The 17,139-nt window shown below is 45.8% G+C and carries 16 protein-coding genes; 12 read left to right on the top strand and 4 right to left on the bottom strand.

Annotation, left to right across the window (positions count from 1 at the left end; translation table 11 throughout):
- Window positions 1-189 precede the first annotated feature (189 nt).
- A complete protein-coding gene (locus tag SOHN41_RS08470; RefSeq protein WP_007647764.1) occupies window positions 190-1,380 on the bottom strand; it encodes an amino acid aminotransferase in 1,191 nt (396 codons plus the stop codon).
- A 434-nt stretch (window positions 1,381-1,814) separates the two neighbouring features.
- On the opposite strand from SOHN41_RS08470, the gene aroA reads away from it, so the two are divergent.
- The 10 genes from aroA (at window position 1,815) to SOHN41_RS08420 (ending at window position 11,945) form a co-directional block, all read left to right on the top strand.
- Entirely contained in the window at window positions 1,815-3,095 is a 1,281-nt protein-coding gene (gene aroA / locus SOHN41_RS08465; RefSeq protein WP_037458542.1) for a 3-phosphoshikimate 1-carboxyvinyltransferase, read from the top strand.
- Between the two features lie 186 nt (window positions 3,096-3,281).
- On the top strand, window positions 3,282-3,974 hold the full coding sequence (gene cmk / locus SOHN41_RS08460) for a (d)CMP kinase (protein ID WP_007647760.1): 693 nt from the start codon (window positions 3,282-3,284) through the stop codon (window positions 3,972-3,974).
- Between the two features lie 102 nt (window positions 3,975-4,076).
- Window positions 4,077-5,744 carry a 30S ribosomal protein S1 gene (gene rpsA, locus SOHN41_RS08455; RefSeq protein ID WP_007647759.1) on the top strand — a complete coding sequence of 556 codons (1,668 nt, stop codon included), beginning with the start codon at window positions 4,077-4,079 and terminating at the stop codon, window positions 5,742-5,744.
- Window positions 5,745-5,819: 75 nt separating this feature from the next.
- The gene (ihfB, locus tag SOHN41_RS08450) at window positions 5,820-6,107 is read left to right on the top strand and encodes an integration host factor subunit beta (RefSeq protein ID WP_007647758.1); all 288 of its coding nucleotides are present in this window, start codon (window positions 5,820-5,822) and stop codon (window positions 6,105-6,107) included.
- A 122-nt stretch (window positions 6,108-6,229) separates the two neighbouring features.
- The gene (locus SOHN41_RS08445; RefSeq protein ID WP_007647757.1) at window positions 6,230-6,505 is read left to right on the top strand and encodes a LapA family protein; all 276 of its coding nucleotides are present in this window, start codon (window positions 6,230-6,232) and stop codon (window positions 6,503-6,505) included.
- Between the two features lies 1 nt (window position 6,506).
- Window positions 6,507-7,667: a lipopolysaccharide assembly protein LapB gene (gene lapB / locus SOHN41_RS08440; protein WP_007647756.1), complete on the top strand. Its 1,161-nt coding sequence runs from the start codon at window positions 6,507-6,509 to the stop codon at window positions 7,665-7,667.
- Between the two features lie 42 nt (window positions 7,668-7,709).
- Window positions 7,710-8,405, top strand: a complete 696-nt coding sequence (pyrF, locus tag SOHN41_RS08435) for an orotidine-5'-phosphate decarboxylase (protein ID WP_007647754.1) — start codon at window positions 7,710-7,712, stop codon at window positions 8,403-8,405.
- Window positions 8,406-8,527: 122 nt separating this feature from the next.
- Entirely contained in the window at window positions 8,528-9,349 is an 822-nt protein-coding gene (locus tag SOHN41_RS08430) for an SDR family oxidoreductase (RefSeq protein ID WP_007647752.1), read from the top strand.
- A gap of 74 nt (window positions 9,350-9,423) precedes the next feature.
- Window positions 9,424-9,966, top strand: coding sequence for a DUF2058 domain-containing protein (locus SOHN41_RS08425; RefSeq protein WP_007647750.1), 543 nt, complete (start codon window positions 9,424-9,426; stop codon window positions 9,964-9,966).
- A gap of 221 nt (window positions 9,967-10,187) precedes the next feature.
- Window positions 10,188-11,945: an acyl-CoA dehydrogenase family protein gene (locus SOHN41_RS08420; protein ID WP_007647748.1), complete on the top strand. Its 1,758-nt coding sequence runs from the start codon at window positions 10,188-10,190 to the stop codon at window positions 11,943-11,945.
- An 85-nt stretch (window positions 11,946-12,030) separates the two neighbouring features.
- On the opposite strand, the gene dacB is transcribed toward SOHN41_RS08420, so the two are convergent.
- Entirely contained in the window at window positions 12,031-13,527 is a 1,497-nt protein-coding gene (dacB, locus tag SOHN41_RS08415) for a D-alanyl-D-alanine carboxypeptidase/D-alanyl-D-alanine endopeptidase (protein ID WP_007647747.1), read from the bottom strand.
- 26 nt (window positions 13,528-13,553) lie between these two features.
- Window positions 13,554-13,730: a hypothetical protein gene (locus SOHN41_RS08410; RefSeq protein WP_007647745.1), complete on the bottom strand. Its 177-nt coding sequence runs from the start codon at window positions 13,728-13,730 to the stop codon at window positions 13,554-13,556.
- A 381-nt stretch (window positions 13,731-14,111) separates the two neighbouring features.
- On the opposite strand from SOHN41_RS08410, the gene SOHN41_RS08405 reads away from it, so the two are divergent.
- Together SOHN41_RS08405 and pssA are read left to right on the top strand one after the other, a co-directional pair.
- Window positions 14,112-14,444, top strand: coding sequence for a DUF1904 domain-containing protein (locus SOHN41_RS08405; protein ID WP_007647742.1), 333 nt, complete (start codon window positions 14,112-14,114; stop codon window positions 14,442-14,444).
- Between the two features lie 12 nt (window positions 14,445-14,456).
- Window positions 14,457-15,770 carry a CDP-diacylglycerol--serine O-phosphatidyltransferase gene (pssA, locus tag SOHN41_RS08400; protein WP_007647740.1) on the top strand — a complete coding sequence of 438 codons (1,314 nt, stop codon included), beginning with the start codon at window positions 14,457-14,459 and terminating at the stop codon, window positions 15,768-15,770.
- Between the two features lie 61 nt (window positions 15,771-15,831).
- Here the strand turns inward: pssA and ampC are convergent, their stop codons facing one another.
- On the bottom strand, window positions 15,832-17,016 hold the full coding sequence (ampC, locus tag SOHN41_RS08395) for a class C beta-lactamase (RefSeq protein WP_007647738.1): 1,185 nt from the start codon (window positions 17,014-17,016) through the stop codon (window positions 15,832-15,834).
- Window positions 17,017-17,139 lie beyond the last annotated feature (123 nt).

The following is a 17,139-nucleotide window of genomic DNA, read 5'->3' as shown; positions in this document are numbered from 1 at the left end:
AAGTCTGTAATGCAAGTAAGCATATTCTTAGGTTTTTAGTTCGGAGGTATGATTTTGCGTTAATGAAAGCTGATCACGAAATGATCGGATTTTTATTGGGGGCTGGTGATATTCTGAAATGGGATATACAGGTGTAGCTCCATTCATTATTGAGCTACACCGATAAAGTCAGTCTATTTTCGAAGGAGTTTATAACACCTTAGCGATTGATTGGGCTAAGTAGTCAACATTGTCTTCACTGATCCCGGCAATGCTAATGCGGCTTGAGCCCACCATGTAGATACTGAATTCCTTTTGCAGACGTGCGACTTGCTCTGGATTAACCCCGAGGAAGGAGAACATGCCTTTTTGGCGGGCGATAAAGCTAAAGTCGCGGTCTACACCATTGGCTTTTAGCTTATTCACTAAAATGGCGCGGTTACCATTGATGCGATCGCGCATGACTTTTAATTCATCAAGCCATTCTTGTTTTAACTCTGCAGAGGCCAAAATAGTCTCAACAATGGCGGCTCCGTGGGCAGGCGGCATAGAGTAGAGGCAGCGAACCACATAAAGCAATACCGATTGGGCGATATTGGCGGTATTGGCATCTTTGGCAATGACGGAGCAGGAACCGATACGCTCACGGTACAAACCGAAATTTTTCGAGCAAGAGCTACAGAGGATCATATTGTCGACTGCAGCCGCCATTTGGCGCACGCCATAGGCATCGATATCAACACCATCACCAAAGCCTTGGTATGCCATGTCAATCAGAGGCGTAAAACCTTGCTCTTTTGTTAAGGCAACGACTTTATCCCATTGTTCTGTGGTGAAATCCATCCCGCTGGGGTTATGGCAACAGGCGTGGAATAACACAACATCATCGGGACTGACTTGCGCTAATGCGGCAAGCATTTCATCAAATTTCAATGACTTACTATCGTAGTCATAATAGGGGTAGGTTTTAACGGTAATACCAGCCGCTTCAAATAATCCAGTGTGATTTGCCCAAGTGGGGTCGCTCACCCATAACACAGCATTCGGATTACAGCGTTTGATAAAGTCACCCGCGACACGCAAAGCTCCCGTACCACCTGGGGTAGAAACCGTACGGATACGATTAGCGATAATGGCACTGTGGCCAGCGCCAAAGGCTAATTCCGTCATTAAGGTATTGAATTGTGGTGAGCCCGTTGGACCGATATACACTTTGGTGGTTTCGGTATCGAGACGGAATTGCTCGGCTTTCTTGACGCACTTAAGGATGGGAGTATGGCCTGCGGGATCTTTATAAACCCCCACACCTAAATCCACTTTTTGTGGATGAGTGTCCTCGCGGTACTGAGTCAGCAAGCCAAGGATAGGATCTGCAGGCATTGCGGTAAGTTTATTAAACATGCTCCATCTACCTTTCTGGTTGTATAGCAATCGTGATTTTCGTTTCAGATCTGCATTATTTATCATTTGAAGCTTAGGATAGCGTGGAAAGGTAAAGCTTTTAAAGTGAAAACTGTGATTAAACGCCAGTTAGCTTGGCAAAAAAGCCTGCCAAAAGTGTGATTAAATCATAAATTAACCCATTAAATTTTGCATTTTTGTTATTTTGGCATCGACTAAAGTAAATAAACCCACCCAAAAGGCATTTTTCTCGAAAAAACGGTTGAATCCTTAGCGACAATCGGTAATTTTATAACAACGAAGCACCAACAAGGCCCCAATCTCCTTTTATTTGTAATTTTAACTTGACGCGCTGTAGCGTGAAGTTGCCATTTTGCCTATTCAGTCTGCGTGATCGTGATGATAACGCCCTTATTGAGAAAGAAGATTTATTCATGAAGCAATTACGTCTTGAACCTGTTGTGCAAGTTCGTGGTGAAATCAACATCCCGGGCTCAAAAAGTATTTCCAATCGTGCCCTTTTACTGGCGACCTTAGCCCAAGGCACGACCACGCTCACCAATCTGCTTGACTCCGATGATATCCGCCACATGCTCGCATCCCTAAAGCAACTCGGTGTGAACTACCGTTTATCTGCGAATAATACTGTGTGTGAGTTAGAAGGTTTAGGCGGCGCGATTTCTGCTGAATCTGCGCAGGAATTATTTTTAGGTAATGCGGGTACGGCAATGCGTCCACTTTGCGCTGCCTTAACCTTAGGTCGAGGCGAGTTTACCCTGACGGGCGAACCGCGTATGGAAGAGCGCCCGATTGGTGATTTGGTTGATGCCCTAAGACAACTCGGTGCCAGTATTGTTTATCTTAAAAATGATGGTTTTCCACCACTGACCATTAATGCCACCGGGCTTAATGGCGGCGATGTTGAGATCGCAGGGGATTTATCGAGTCAGTTTTTAACGGCATTGCTGATGGTAGCGCCCCTAGCGAAGGGCAGTGTAAATATCCATGTAAGGGGGGAACTGGTTTCTAAGCCTTATATCGATATTACGCTGGCCTTGATGGCGCAATTTGGCGTGACTGTTATCAACCATGACTATGCTCGTTTTGAAATCCTTGCCGGCCAGCATTATGTGTCACCGGGTAAAGTGTTAGTAGAAGGTGATGCGTCATCGGCATCGTATTTCCTCGCTGCAGGGGCAATTAAAGGCGGTGAAGTGAAAGTCACGGGAGTGGGCCGTTTGAGTATTCAAGGTGATGTGAAATTTGCCGATGTGCTCGAAAAAATGGGCGCCGATATTGAATGGGGTGATGACTATATTATCGCGCGCGGCTCTCAATTAACCGCCGTTGATTTAGACATGAACCATATTCCCGACGCAGCCATGACCATTGCCACCGCAGCGTTATTTGCTAAAGGCACGACTGTTATTCGCAATATCTACAACTGGCGCATTAAAGAAACCGACCGCTTAGCGGCTATGGCGACCGAACTGCGTAAGGTGGGTGCAGAGGTCGAAGAGGGTAAGGATTACATTCAAATCACACCACCTGCCGTTATACGTACGGCTGAAATTGATACCTATAACGATCACCGCATGGCCATGTGTTTTTCGATGCTAGCCTTCGCCGATTGCGGTATTACCATCAATGATCCTGATTGCACATCTAAGACGTTTCCTGATTATTTTGTGCAATTTGCGAGTCTTCAATCCTAAAGTTGCCAAGTCTTACCAAAGACAAATTTGTCGCCCAAAAGTAGATGAAGCCGTATTCGTGCGGCTTCTAATCTTCATAAAAAATCCACGGATTTTGTTTATCTTTTGTTGTACAATGCGGCGCGCTCATTTTCGGGGCTCACTTGATGAACTCACGGATGATGATTATTTTTTGCGGAGGAATGTATGTCTGAACGGGCTCCTGTAGTCACAATCGATGGCCCAAGCGGTGCTGGTAAAGGTACAATAAGTCAATTATTGGCGCAGCATCTAGGTTGGCAACTACTTGATAGTGGCGCTATTTACCGAGTTCTTGCGCTTGCCGCAATTCATCACAATGTTGAATTGGAAAATGAAGAATCCATCACATTGCTCGCGGCACATCTTGATGTGAAATTTCTAACGGGCAATGAGAAAGATCCAGTTCAAGTGATATTAGAAGGTGAAGATGTCACTAGTGCTATTCGCACCCAAGAGTGCTCTAATGCTGCCTCTATCGTCGCGGCATTCCCTCGGGTCAGGGAAGCATTATTACGCCGCCAACGGGCCTTTAGAACGGCGCCTGGATTAATTGCCGATGGTCGCGATATGGGAACTGTGGTTTTCCCTACCGCACCGGCAAAATTATATTTAACTGCATCGGCAGAGGAGCGTGCTCAAAGACGCTATAATCAGTTGCAGGACAAGGGCTTCGATGTTAATATCGAGCGCCTTTTAAGCGAAATTATCGAACGTGACGAACGTGACATGAATCGTCCGGTGGCACCTTTAGTCCCCGCCGAGGATGCGCTCGTTATCGATACTAGCGGAAAAGGCATCAATGAAGTGCTTGAGCTCGCGCTCAATCACATCAACCAAAAGTTATCCAGTGTTAACTAAGGTTATTCACTGGGTAGGTATTCGTATTAAGGATGATACGGATAATTAGACTGACTCCACGTCCAGGACGGGCTGTGGTTTATTAAAGAAAGTAACCTAAACATGACTGAATCTTTTGCTGATCTATTTGAACAATCCCTTCAAACTCTGGAATTCCGTCCAGGTTCTATCGTTCGTGGTACTGTTGTTGCCATCGAAAACGGTATGGTACTGGTTGACGCAGGTCTGAAGTCTGAAAGCCCAATCCCAGCTGAACAATTCAAGAACGCACAAGGCGTTTTAGAAATCGCCGTTGGTGATGAAGTTGACGTAGCTCTTGACTCTGTTGAAGACGGCTTCGGTGAGACTCAACTGTCTCGCGAAAAAGCGAAACGTCATGAAGCTTGGATCGTTCTGGAAAAAGCTTACGAAGATGCTGAAACTGTAATCGGTATCATCAATGGTAAAGTGAAAGGCGGTTTCACTGTTGAATTAAACGGTATCCGTGCCTTCTTACCAGGTTCTCTAGTTGATGTGCGCCCAGTTCGCGACACCGCTCACTTAGAGTACAAAGAATTAGAATTCAAAGTTATCAAACTTGACCAGAAGCGTAACAACGTTGTTGTTTCTCGTCGTGCAGTTATCGAATCAGAAAGCAGCGCTGAGCGTGATGCACTGTTAGAAAACCTGCAAGAAGGTCAAGCAGTTAAAGGTATCGTTAAGAACCTGACTGACTACGGTGCATTCGTAGATTTAGGTGGCGTTGACGGTCTGCTGCATATCACTGATATGGCGTGGAAACGTGTTAAACACCCATCTGAAATCGTCAATGTTGGCGACGAAATCAACGTTAAAGTTCTGAAGTACGATCGTGAGCGCACTCGTGTGTCTTTAGGTCTGAAACAACTTGGCGAAGATCCATGGTTAGAAATCAGCAAGCGCTACCCAGAAAACACTAAGTTAACTGGTCGCGTAACTAACTTGACTGACTACGGCTGTTTCGTTGAAATCGAAGAAGGCGTTGAAGGTTTAGTTCACGTTTCTGAAATGGATTGGACTAACAAGAACATTCACCCATCTAAAGTAGTTAACTTAGGTGACGAAGTTGAAGTTCTGGTTCTGGACATCGATGAAGAGCGTCGTCGTATTTCTCTAGGTCTGAAACAATGTAAGACCAACCCATGGGATGACTTCGCAACTCGTTACAACAAAGGCGACAAGGTTTCTGGTAAGATCAAGTCAATCACTGACTTCGGTATCTTCATCGGTCTTGACGGCGGTATCGATGGTTTAGTTCACCTGTCTGACATTTCTTGGAACGGTACTGGCGAAGACGCAGTTTCTGAATACAAGAAAGGCGATGAAATCCACGCAGTGGTTCTGTCTGTAGATCCAGAGCGTGAGCGCATCAGCTTAGGTGTTAAGCAAACTGAAGATGATCCATTCAACGCTTATTTAGCTGACAAGAAGAAAGGTACTATCGTAAACGGTACTGTTTCTGCTGTTGATGCTAAAGGTGTGACTGTTGAACTGGCTGACACTGTTGAAGGTTACATTCGTGTAGCTGACATCAGCCGTGAGCGCATCGAAGATGCATCTACTGTTTACAATGTAGGTGACGCTATCGAAGCTAAGTTCATGGGTGTTGACCGTAAAAACCGTTCTATCAGCCTGTCAATCAAAGCGAAAGACGAAGCTGAAGAAAAAGAAGTAATGGCGACCTTGAATAAACAAGAAGACGCTGTTATTAGTAATGCAATGGCTGAAGCGTTTAAAGCAGCTCGCAAATAATCGCCTGTTGTTAAGGGGTGGTTCGCCACCCTTTATAGGTGACTGTGTTTGGCTTGATAATAGGGGATAGCTAGGATGACAAAATCCGAACTGATCGAAAAACTCGCCACCAGGCAGTCGCAGCTGTCGGCGAAGGAAGTTGAAAGTGCAATCAAAGAGATGTTGGAGCAAATGGCAACAACATTAGAAAGCGGTGATCGTATTGAGATCCGTGGCTTTGGTAGTTTCTCGCTTCATTATCGTGCGCCGCGTACTGGCCGCAATCCAAAGACAGGTTCATCTGTCGAATTGGAAGGCAAATACGTCCCGCACTTTAAGCCAGGCAAAGAACTGCGCGAGCGCGTTGACGCCGTTAATGTGTGATTGACCGCATAGTGAAAAGCCTCCGTTAGGGGGCTTTTTTGTATCTATTGCAAGGCAAAGCTGGTCAGCCCAGTAAATTTCTTGGATAATCAGAAAATTGAAACGCGTTTAGGGAGTGCAGCGTGAAATCTTTTGTGGTGACTGTCCTTGTGGCACTGTTATTTATTCTGGCGTTAATCTTTGGTGCGCGTAATGAGCAAATGGTGACGATCAGCTATTTTGTTGCCCAAGGAGAATATCGTCTACCCGTAGTATTAGCGATTGTTTTCTTTGCAGGCTTTATGCTGAGTTGGTTATTTGCTTGCTATTATATTGTGAGATTAAAACTGACTTTGGCGGCGACCCAAAAGAAATTAAATGTGCAACTTGCTAAAATGCCCCCGGACGTAGACGCCTGATATGCTTGAGATCCTCTTTCTGCTGCTTCCTATTGCTGCCGGTTACGGTTGGTATATGGGGCGGCGGAGCATAAGGCAAAATCAAAGTAATCAGCGCAAGCAATTAAGCCGAGACTATTTCACTGGTCTCAATTTCCTGTTGTCCAACGAATCGGACAAAGCGGTTGATCTATTTATTAGCATGCTCGATGTGGACGATGAAACTATCGATACCCATCTTTCCCTCGGTTCCTTATTCCGTAAACGGGGCGAAGTTGATCGCTCCATCCGTATTCACCAAAATCTGATCGCTAGGCCAACGCTCACTAATGAGCAGCGCGATATTGCGATGATGGAGCTTGGAAAGGATTATCTGGCGGCGGGTTTTTACGACCGCGCTGAAGAAATTTTCCTAAATTTGGTGAGCCAGGATGACCACAGTGAAGAGTCTGAAACTCAGTTAATCACTATCTATCAAGTGATTAAGGAATGGCAAAAGGCCATCGATATCACAAAGCGTTTAAGCCGTAAACGTCAGCAGATGTTAAAACCCATCATAGCCCACTTTTATTGTCAGCTTGCAGATGAGGCCAATGATGATGCAGATAAGATTAAGCTTCTGCAACATGCACTCAAACAAGATCCTAAGTGTGGCCGCGCCTTACTCACACTTGCCAAAAAATTCCTCGATGCAAAGGACTACACTCAGTGTAAATCCATGCTAATGGCGCTTAAGAAGGCCGATATAGATCTGTTTGCCGATGCGCTGCCGACGGCTAAGCAAGTGTATCGCGATACTGAAGATAAAGAGGGGTATCAAGAATTATTGGCTGGCGCCATGGCGGACGGCGCTGGTGCCTCCGTTGTCGTTGCCTTAGCGCAGCATATGATCAGTCTCAACGAGATAAAAACTGCCGAAAACATGGTACTCGATGCACTGTATCGCCACCCAACAATGAAAGGCTTTCAACATTTGATGCAGATGCATTTGCGTCAGGCCGAAGAAGGGCAAGCTAAGCAAAGTTTAACTATGCTTGAGCATCTCGTTGAGCAACAAATTAAATTCCGTCCAAGCTACCGTTGTAAGGAGTGTGGTTTCCCTTCCCATGCGCTTTATTGGCATTGTCCTTCCTGTAAAAACTGGGGCAGTATTAAACGGATCCGAGGCTTAGACGGTGAATAACCTTTTGAAATACCTTGTTAGTGTAACCTCGTTGGAGAGATGATGACGACTAAACCTATCCTCGTAGCGCTTGATTACGATAATAAAAACCACGCTTTACAGCTGATAGAAAAACTCGACCCCAACATGTGCCGCCTTAAAGTTGGCAAAGAAATGTTTACCCTGTTTGGTCCGCAACTGGTGAAAGATATCCATGATCGCGGTTTTGATTTGTTCCTCGATTTGAAATTTCATGATATTCCCAATACTGTCGCTAAAGCGGTAGCGGCCGCGGCAGAACTTGGCGTTTGGATGACAAACGTGCATGCCAGTGGTGGTTTAGCCATGATGGAAGCGGCAAAAAAGGCTTTGCAGCCCTTCGGCAAAGATGCACCAATGCTGATTGCTGTGACGGTATTAACCTCTATGAGCGATGATGATCTCAAATTAATCGGCATAGATGTGCCCGCGTTTGAGCATGTTCAGCGTTTAGCTAAATTGACCAAACAAGCAGGCCTTGATGGTGTAGTTTGTTCAGCTCAAGAAGCAAAGGTACTTAAAACCTTATTAGGTCAAGATTTTAAACTTGTCACACCGGGCATTCGACCCGTGGGTAGTGAGGTTGGTGATCAACACCGCGTGATGACGCCGCCAGAGGCGATAACAGCTGGTTCAGATTACCTAGTGATTGGTCGTCCAATCACCAAAGCCGCCGATCCGTTAGCGGCATTGCAGGCGATTCACCAATCATTGGCATAGTCGTCTGAATAACGGCTTGAAATAGTTGTTGGTATGCTTGATAAAAAACAAAATACTATGTTGAATAACAGCATAGAATGATAAATACACCCTGAATATCTCACTGTTCACGGAGAATGCCTATGTTTAATGCTACGATGTTTAACTATCAAGGTAAGAATGTTGTCGTTGTCGGTGGTACCAGTGGGATTAATCTCGCGATTGCAATAGCGTTCGCACAGGTTGGCGCGAATGTGGCTGTTGCCAGTCGCAGCCAAGATAAAATTGATGCCGCAGTATTGCAGCTACAACAGGCCAATCCTGATGGTATTCATTTGGGGGTGAGTTTTGATGTGCGCGATCTTAGCGCCCTCGAAGTCGGTTTTGATACAATTGCTTCTGAGTTTGGTTTTATCGATGTGCTGGTGAGTGGTGCGGCGGGTAATTTCCCCGCCAGCGCCGCTAAGCTTTCGGCCAATGGTTTTAAGTCGGTGATGGACATTGATTTGCTGGGCAGTTTTCAAGTGTTAAAGCAGGCTTATCCTATACTGCGTCGCCCCAATGGCAATATTATCCAGATTTCGGCGCCGCAGGCTTCGATCGCTATGCCCATGCAAGTACATGTGTGTGCGGCGAAAGCGGGTGTGGATATGCTGACGCGAACCTTAGCCTTAGAGTGGGGTTGTGAGGGGCTGAGGATTAATTCGATTATGCCTGGTCCCATCGCTAACACTGAAGGCTTTAATCGTCTTGCGCCGAGCAGCGCATTACAGCAGAAGGTTGCCCAGTCCGTTCCACTAAAGCGCAACGGTACAGGCCAAGATATCGCTAATGCCGCATTATTCTTAGGCTCTGAATTAGCTTCTTATATTACAGGTGTTGTTTTGCCGGTTGATGGTGGTTGGTCACTTGGCGGTGCCAGCATTGCGATGACAGAGCTTGGGGAATTGGCTGCAAAAATGTAGTTTTTTTAAGATATTTCAGATTGATAAAAATTTAAATATTTGATTTTATAAATAAATTTAGTAGGTAATGATCCATGGCTAATGCATTACAAGAACAGCTACTTAAAGCTGGGCTTGCCAGTAAACAAAAAGTTCGAGATGTTAAAACCCAAAAACGTCGCGATAAAAAAGCTCGAGTAGATGACGGCTCAATGGCATTAAAGCAAGAAGTGGCCGAGCAAAAACGGCTACAGGCGGAGAAAGATAAGGCGCTGAATGAACAAAGGTTTGCCGAGGCATCTGAGCGTGGACAAGTTCGTGGCTTAATCACTGAGTTCACTAAGTCTGCCATTAAAATCCCAACCTACGCCGAGATCAAATTTAATTATACCCTTGATAATAAAATCTATTCTTTATACATAGATGAAAAACTGCAGGCAGAACTGCTCAAAGGGCAGTTAGGCATAGTACGTTACGAAGATAAGAGTTACTTAGTGCCACATAAGCTAGCCGAACGAGTCAAGCTGCTGGTCCCACAATGGTGTGGTTATCTGTGGCAACAGGATGAATTTAAAGCTGTGGTGGTTGAAGATGATCCCTATGCAGATTATGCAATTCCCGATGATTTAATGTGGTAATAAGCACCAGCCTGTGAGCTAACGCTGCGACAGTCCTGTCGTAAAGCTTATAAAATAGAAACCCTTAAGTTCAAGCTTAAGGGTTTTTTTATGGGTTGAATTTATACTTTGCTCACATACCTTCATATTATTCGCGGTTGTATTTGTAATGAGATTGTTTTCTACAGTGAACTGGTATAAATTAAAACAACTGTTTTAATCCTACGTTTAAGAGTCTACCAATGAACCCTTATCAAGCCCCGTTAACGGATATGCGTTTCCTACTGGAACAGGTATTTGATGCCCCAAACACTTGGGCACAATTGCCTGAGATTGCTGAAATGGTCGATATCGACACGGCCAATGCCATTCTTGAAGAAGCCGCTAAGATCAGCAGTGAGTTGATCCATCCGCTGAACCGGACGGGCGATGAGCAGGGTGTGCTGCATCAAGACAATCAAGTGATTACCCCCGATGGCTATAAAGCCGTTTATGAGCAGTATTCCCAGGGCGGTTGGATTGGGTTGTGTGGCGATCCTGAATTTGGTGGCATGGGCATGCCAAAGATGCTGGGGATTTTAGTCGACGAGATGGCTTACAGTGCCTGTAATGCGTTTACGCTTTATGGTTCGTTAACCGCAGGGGCGGCTTTATGTCTCAATGCCCACGGCAGCGAAGCATTAAAACAAGCTTATTTGCCTAAGTTATATTCCGGCGAGTGGGCGGGCGCTATGGATATGACGGAGCCACAAGCAGGTTCTGATCTGCGTAATATTCGTACTCGAGCCTTGCCGCAGGAGGATGGCAGTTATGCTATTACTGGCAGCAAGATTTTTATCACGGGTGGCGATCATGATTTAACTGAAAACGTCATTCACTTAGTGCTTGCCAAGTTACCGGATAGCAAAGGGATCTCACTCTTCCTTGTGCCTAAGATATCGGTTAATGCCGATGGCAGCTTAGCTAACACTAATGGCGTGTCAGTCGGTTCTATCGAGCATAAGATGGGTCTTAAAGGTTCTGCGACTTGTGTGATGAACTTTGATAATGCCCAAGGTTTCTTGATTGGTGAACCCAATCGCGGCCTAGTGTGTATGTTTACTATGATGAACTACGAGCGTTTAGCCATCGGTATTCAAGGGCTGGGCAGTGCTCAGGCAGCGTATCAGATGGCAGCCGATTATGCTAAAGAGCGTAATCAAGGCGTTGCAGCGGGCGGCTCGCCGACGGGCAGCGATTCTGATCCTATTATCGTCCACGGTGATGTGCGCCGTATGTTGTTGACCATTCGAGCGATGACAGAAGCGGGCCGTGCTTTGTCTGTGTTTACTGGTCAACAGCTGGATTTAGCCAAATATGCCCAAGATGAAGTTAAAGCCAAGGCAGCGCGTTATGTGGGTTTATTAACGCCAGTCGCTAAAGCCTTTTTAACCGACCGAGGTCTAGATGCGACGATCATGGCGCAACAAGTCTTTGGTGGCCACGGTTATATTCGTGAAACAGGCATTGAGCAACTAGTCCGTGATACGCGTATTGCACAGATTTATGAAGGCACCAATGGCATTCAAGCCATCGATTTCCTTGGCCGTAAAGTCACGGGGGATAATCTCGCCACCCTCAACGAATTTGTCGCAGATTTGAAGGCACAAATGCGGGCATTCACCCACGTTGATGCGGTGAAAGTGGCCGCAGTATGTGCGCGTTTAGATGCATTGGTCATCGTCGCCGAGTCGATCAATGGGCACAAAGGCGCCCAGCCTGCGCTTATCAATGCCTGCGCGGTCGACTTTTTAGATGCCTTTGGTTATACCCTGTATGGTTTCTACTGGTTGGCTATGGTTGATAAAGTTGCTGATCATGAAGATAAAACCTTCGCCGAGCAGAAAACCTATTTGGCGAAATTCTACTTCGATAAGCTGCTGCCTAAAGCCGATTATCATTTAGCACAGGTGAGAGCGGGGGATACAAACACTATGGCAATGCCCGCAGATTTGTTCTAATTTCTCATCTATTCATAAAAAGCACTGATCATTCAGTGCTTTTTATTGCGACATTGGCGATATTCACGATACAGGGTTGCGGTTACTAATGGCTCAGCTTCATGGTATTGGCATCGGTTTGGCTTGAGGTGCTTACTTGTGCTGCTGGGGGGATTTCTCTTAACAGTTCGGTTAGGAAATGGGCGCTAAAGGAGGGCTTAGATGGTTTGTTAAGCTCTGGAGCTATGCCATTTTCGAGCACAACAAATAAAATATCCTGTTGCTGAGGTAAACGAATAAACCCCGCTAAATTTGCCACCCCCTGCATAGATCCTGTTTTAGCGAAGATTAGGTTCTTAAGGGGCGGTTTTGTATAGCCCTGGCGATATTTCAGGGTGCCACTGACACCCGCCTGCGGCAGACTCGCAATGAGCCCTCTGAAACGTGCATCCCTGTGAATTAGGCTAAGTACATCGGCCAATTGCCTAGCATTCAATAGGTTATACCGTGATAAACCAGAACCATCGACGATATTGGCACTCGATAAATCGACGCCTAAGTCCGTTAGAATGTGCTTCATCGCCGCTGCGCCATGGGTAAAACTGCCTTGGGTGCGATAATAGGTTTTGCCCACTTGCTTAAACAAACTATCGGCGATCAAATTATCCGATTTAAGCAGCATAGTCGTGAGTAGTTCAGGCAAGGGGACTGAGCTATGGCTCGCAATCAGTTTCGCTTTTTGTGGAATAAGGTCCCCAATTTGCACTTTGCCAGCAACAGACACTTCGCCCTTAAGCATTGCGCTGAGCGTATCCTTTGCAAATTTCTCTGGGTCGCTCACGGCGATGGCGAGGGGAATGGCTTCATTGCCAGGATAGCAGCCACGCAAATGATACTGGTTCTGTCCGAGGCGAACGAGATCGAGCTGGCAAAAATCACTGCTTGCCTGTCGATCGAAGACAGCATCGCTGCTCACTTTTACCCCATAGCTAGCCGCGCGGAGTTTGACCATAGAAGCTTGTGTTGCACCGCTTGGTATGAACTGACCGTAAACGCAATTTTGATTGATAATGAAGCTAGAGACGGGTGCCGCAAAGCAAATGCCCAAATCGTCCCATACCCAACCAGGTGCTTGAAGTTGTTCCTGTTTATCGCCAATCAAGTATAAGTGGCCCTCGATACGACTGATCCCCTGTTTGGCTAAACTCGCAAAAATGCCCTTAAGGTCAGCCTGCGTCAATGTGGGGTCGCCATTAAAACGTAAATAAACACTACCCGCGATATGGCCATGGCGAATGGGAGCATCGCTCCAAAGTTCTGTGACATAACGGAACTCAGGGCCAAGTGCTGTCATGGCCGTTACCGCTGTCAGTACTTTCTGTGTGCTGGCGGGAATTAATAAGGTATCTGGCTGATGGCTATATATGAGTTTATTGCTGGCTAAATCGAGCGCTATCACTGCGGTTTGAGAATGACGTGGGCTAATGTCGGCGATTTGTTTTGCAAAGTGGGTAACATTTTCAGGGGGCAGTGGTTCCGCCCGTAGGCCTAGGGCCACCAGTAACAAGCTAGTGTAAAGTGTCGTTTGGGGTAACTTATCCATGTTAGGATTTAGCCTGAGTGTCGAAGTTAATGTTCATTATTTTCGTCATCTTTCTCCATAAGACGATAGAGCCTTAAGGTGACAAATAATACTAAACCAATAAACAACGGTAGGATCAATAACCCGAGTTGGGTTTTGAAATGGAAAATGCCCCAAGCTAAGATAAGCGTCAGTGCGAGTGTGAGCAGAATTTTTTTATTCATAGTATCCATCTGAGTGACCATAGAAGCTTTAGTTTACGCTAAAACAAGGGGGCGGTGATGACCCAAAATCCAAGAAGCTAAATTTTGTGATTGATGTGTCATTTATGGTTATCCATATGCGCAAGCAGCCTAATGTACTGTGCAAGGATAGAGCGTAAACAGTCTTTTATTGTCGAATTGAACAGCTTGTAAGCTAAGGTTATTTTAGCCGCAATTACCTCATTTTTGTCCGTTAGCTTCGGCATTAAATCGTTTCAGGTCAAATTACCAGCAAAACAGGAGGGTTTCAGTGGACTTTTAGTCGAAAAGTCTTGCCGAGACGGAGTGAAGTCGGTAATTTCTACCCCTTACGATTTTAGGATCTCAGGTAACAACTTAACCATGCCTCATATTAGTATGCGCGGCTTACCACAGGCAGTCGTTGCAGAGTTTAGCCAAGTATTACTGCAGTCTTTGGCGGCGATATGTAAAGGTAATGCAGAGAGTTTCACATTAGATTGGATCCCGAGCATCAGTTACCGTAATGGGAAAATTGATCAACGTTTCGTCCAAGTCGAATTGCTCTGGTTTCCGGTTGACCCTGATATCCATCTCAAAGTAGAACAAACGATCAGGCTGGCAGTGACAGAGGCCTATCCAGAATTAACTCATATTGCTGTGATGTTTTTGTCACTGACCCCAAGCGCTTCCTATCGGGGTAGTCAGCATGTATAAAGGAGGATTGCCTTGCTAGATAAGCTTGGTGGAATAGCCGTTCAACCCGAGGCTTTAACGTGGTTGCTCACCCCATGCCGATTTAAGGCAGAGTTACTCGCTCGCATCGAAAGTGCTAAAAATAGTATTTATATTGCCGCACTCTATTTGGAAGATGACGAAGCGGGCCGTGAGATTTTACAGGCCTTGATGGCCGCCAAAGCGCAGAATCCCGCATTAGATGTCAAGATCCTTGTTGATTTTCACCGGGCAAGACGTGGCCTGATTGGCCATAAAGGCGATAGCGGTAATTATCTTATGTATCGTCGTGTTATGGCTGAGGCTGAATATCCTATCGATATTATGGGGGTGCCAGTTAAATCCCGTGAATTTATGGGCGTATTGCACCTTAAGGGCTTTATTATTGATGATGCGGTGATTTACAGCGGCGCTAGTCTTAACAATATTTACTTACAACAGAATGAGAAATATCGTTTCGACCGTTACCATGTGATTGAGTCGACCGAATTGGCGCGCAGTATGCGGGCGATGATCCAGCGTTATATCATAGCCGATCCCGCGGTTGCTTCACTCACCCAAGATGCACAGCAGGAAGTGCTGCCGCCCAAAAACGATGTGCGTAGCTTTAAATTGCGTTTATCGGAAGCGGAATACGAATTTGCATCCACCCGTAGTGGCAATCGGATCACGCCTTTGCTGGGGTTAGGCCGCAAGAAAAACCTACTGAATAAAGTGGTAGTTGCATTAGTAGAAGAGTCTAAGGACTCACTCTTTATCTGTACGCCTTACTTTAATCCCCCTTACATTTTAGTGCGCGCCTTAGCTAAGCACTTACGTAATGGCAAACGCATCGATATCGTGGTTGGCGATAAGACGGCGAACGACTTTTATATTCCGCCAGAGCAAGATTTCTCGACCATTGGGGCGTTGCCCTATATGTATGAGCAATCATTGCGTAAGTTTGCCAAGCGCCAACAATGGGCAATTGATAATGGCCAGTTGAATATTCATTTGTGGAAACACGGTATTAACAGTTATCACCTTAAAGGGATCAGTGCTGACGGAAGGAAACACTTGATCACAGGTTCCAACCTCAATCCAAGGGCGTGGGCATTGGATCTGGAAAATGGTCTGTTGATCCACGATGAAACCGCTTGTTGGAAAGGGCAATTTGAAGCGGAACAAGCTCACATTCTGGCCCATACACAACGTTTATATCATTACAGCCAGGTGGATACGTTGCAAAGCTATCCTGCGCCAGTGAAAAAGATCATGAATCGTATCAGAAGATTAAAAGCGGATTTTTTACTGAGGCGCATTCTTTAGTCATATCTTTGAATAAAAAGCCCACAGAATTGTGGGCTTTGTTGTTTTTAAGCCGTATGGGTTATTCCTGTCTCAGCTTGGCGATCCCCGTTAGGATTTGATAGCCCACTTCAACCCGTGGCGGTACGGGATAGTTTTTATTGCTTAGCAATACGATCCCAAGCTTTTGCGCGGGGATAAAGGCGACATAGGCGGCAAAACCGCCAGTTGAGCCAGTTTTATTGATCCACACATTTTGCTGTGGTGCGAGGGGCGGCACTATAGGTTTAACTGGCATACTGCCAAACACCACTTTCTGAGTGTGGCCCGCAAGTATTTTATCAAGCTCAATGGGGTATGAGTAATGTTCCCAGATCATATCCTGGGTCATCATACCGACATCAAAGTATCCTGTGTGGGTCTCATCGAGAGCCGTTTGTAGTGGTTTGGCAAGCGGGTGCATTTTCATATTGGCCTCCACAAACTGCAGCAGATCCGTGGCTGTGGTTTTAACGCCATAGGCTTCATCGGCTAATACGCCGGGATTGACCCGAACGGGCATGTCTTGCTTATTGTAGCCTTGGGCATAATCGGCCATTTTGTTGCTCGGAACCTTGATATAACTGCTGGTCATACCCAATTGCGGGAATATTGTTTGTTCAAGCGCTTGCTGAAATGTTTGATCCAAACTCTGCGCGGCAATCATGCCGAGCAGGCCAATGCTTGGATTGGCGTAATTCCGGTGAGTCCCTGCGGCAAATGACGGTTGCCAATGTGTAAGGTAATCCATTAATTCTGCGTTATTAGTCACCTTATCTGGGACTTGCATCGGCAGATCCCCCGCAGTGTGGGTCGCTAAATTGATCAAACTAATCTCATCAAAATGGCTGCCTTTTAATGCTGGTACATAATCACTGGCCATATTCGTGAGGGATAACTTGCCTTCGATCTGTGCATAGTTTGCCAGTGTTGCGGTAAAGGTCTTACTGATAGAGCCGATCTCGAACAGAGTATGTTCAGTCACACTTTGCCCTGTGGTTTTAGAACTGACGCCATATTGATAAAAATACTGCTTACCCTCAATGCTAATGCCAATCACCGCACCGGGGATACGGAACTCAGCCATCAGAGGTTTAATGGCAGAGTCCACCAGCGACTGCATTTCTTTTACATTCAGATCTTGGGCTACACTGACATTGGAGAATAGACTCGCGGAGAGTAGCGTGCTTAATAACGGCATTGAAGCGAGTAGGGTATGTCGTTGCATGATTTACCTGTTATCGAAATTGGATTTATGGCGTCGAGATCGAACACGATATTACTGTAATTTCCCATTAAGTTAAGTCATTACTGATATTTAGCTTCAATATTTCCTCAGGAGGTAAGTGAA

It is taken from the genome of Shewanella sp. HN-41 (assembly GCF_000217915.1).
Lineage (GTDB): Bacteria > Pseudomonadota > Gammaproteobacteria > Enterobacterales > Shewanellaceae > Shewanella.
Note: the sequence above shows the minus strand (reverse complement) of the source record. Positions and strands in the feature narration are given on the sequence as shown.

What these genes read in the sequence shown, in the direction of transcription:
- SOHN41_RS08470 (WP_007647764.1), bottom strand. Translation starts at nt 1,380, where the DNA reads ATGTTTAATAAACTTACCGCAATGCCTGCAGATCCTATCCTTGGCTTG.
- aroA (WP_037458542.1), top strand. Translation starts at nt 1,815, where the DNA reads ATGAAGCAATTACGTCTTGAACCTGTTGTGCAAGTTCGTGGTGAAATC.
- cmk (WP_007647760.1), top strand. Translation starts at nt 3,282, where the DNA reads ATGTCTGAACGGGCTCCTGTAGTCACAATCGATGGCCCAAGCGGTGCT.
- rpsA (WP_007647759.1), top strand. Translation starts at nt 4,077, where the DNA reads ATGACTGAATCTTTTGCTGATCTATTTGAACAATCCCTTCAAACTCTG.
- ihfB (WP_007647758.1), top strand. Translation starts at nt 5,820, where the DNA reads ATGACAAAATCCGAACTGATCGAAAAACTCGCCACCAGGCAGTCGCAG.
- lapB (WP_007647756.1), top strand. Translation starts at nt 6,507, where the DNA reads ATGCTTGAGATCCTCTTTCTGCTGCTTCCTATTGCTGCCGGTTACGGT.
- pyrF (WP_007647754.1), top strand. Translation starts at nt 7,710, where the DNA reads ATGACGACTAAACCTATCCTCGTAGCGCTTGATTACGATAATAAAAAC.
- SOHN41_RS08430 (WP_007647752.1), top strand. Translation starts at nt 8,528, where the DNA reads ATGTTTAATGCTACGATGTTTAACTATCAAGGTAAGAATGTTGTCGTT.
- SOHN41_RS08425 (WP_007647750.1), top strand. Translation starts at nt 9,424, where the DNA reads ATGGCTAATGCATTACAAGAACAGCTACTTAAAGCTGGGCTTGCCAGT.
- SOHN41_RS08420 (WP_007647748.1), top strand. Translation starts at nt 10,188, where the DNA reads ATGAACCCTTATCAAGCCCCGTTAACGGATATGCGTTTCCTACTGGAA.
- dacB (WP_007647747.1), bottom strand. Translation starts at nt 13,527, where the DNA reads ATGGATAAGTTACCCCAAACGACACTTTACACTAGCTTGTTACTGGTG.
- SOHN41_RS08410 (WP_007647745.1), bottom strand. Translation starts at nt 13,730, where the DNA reads ATGAATAAAAAAATTCTGCTCACACTCGCACTGACGCTTATCTTAGCT.
- SOHN41_RS08405 (WP_007647742.1), top strand. Translation starts at nt 14,112, where the DNA reads ATGCCTCATATTAGTATGCGCGGCTTACCACAGGCAGTCGTTGCAGAG.
- ampC (WP_007647738.1), bottom strand. Translation starts at nt 17,016, where the DNA reads ATGCAACGACATACCCTACTCGCTTCAATGCCGTTATTAAGCACGCTA.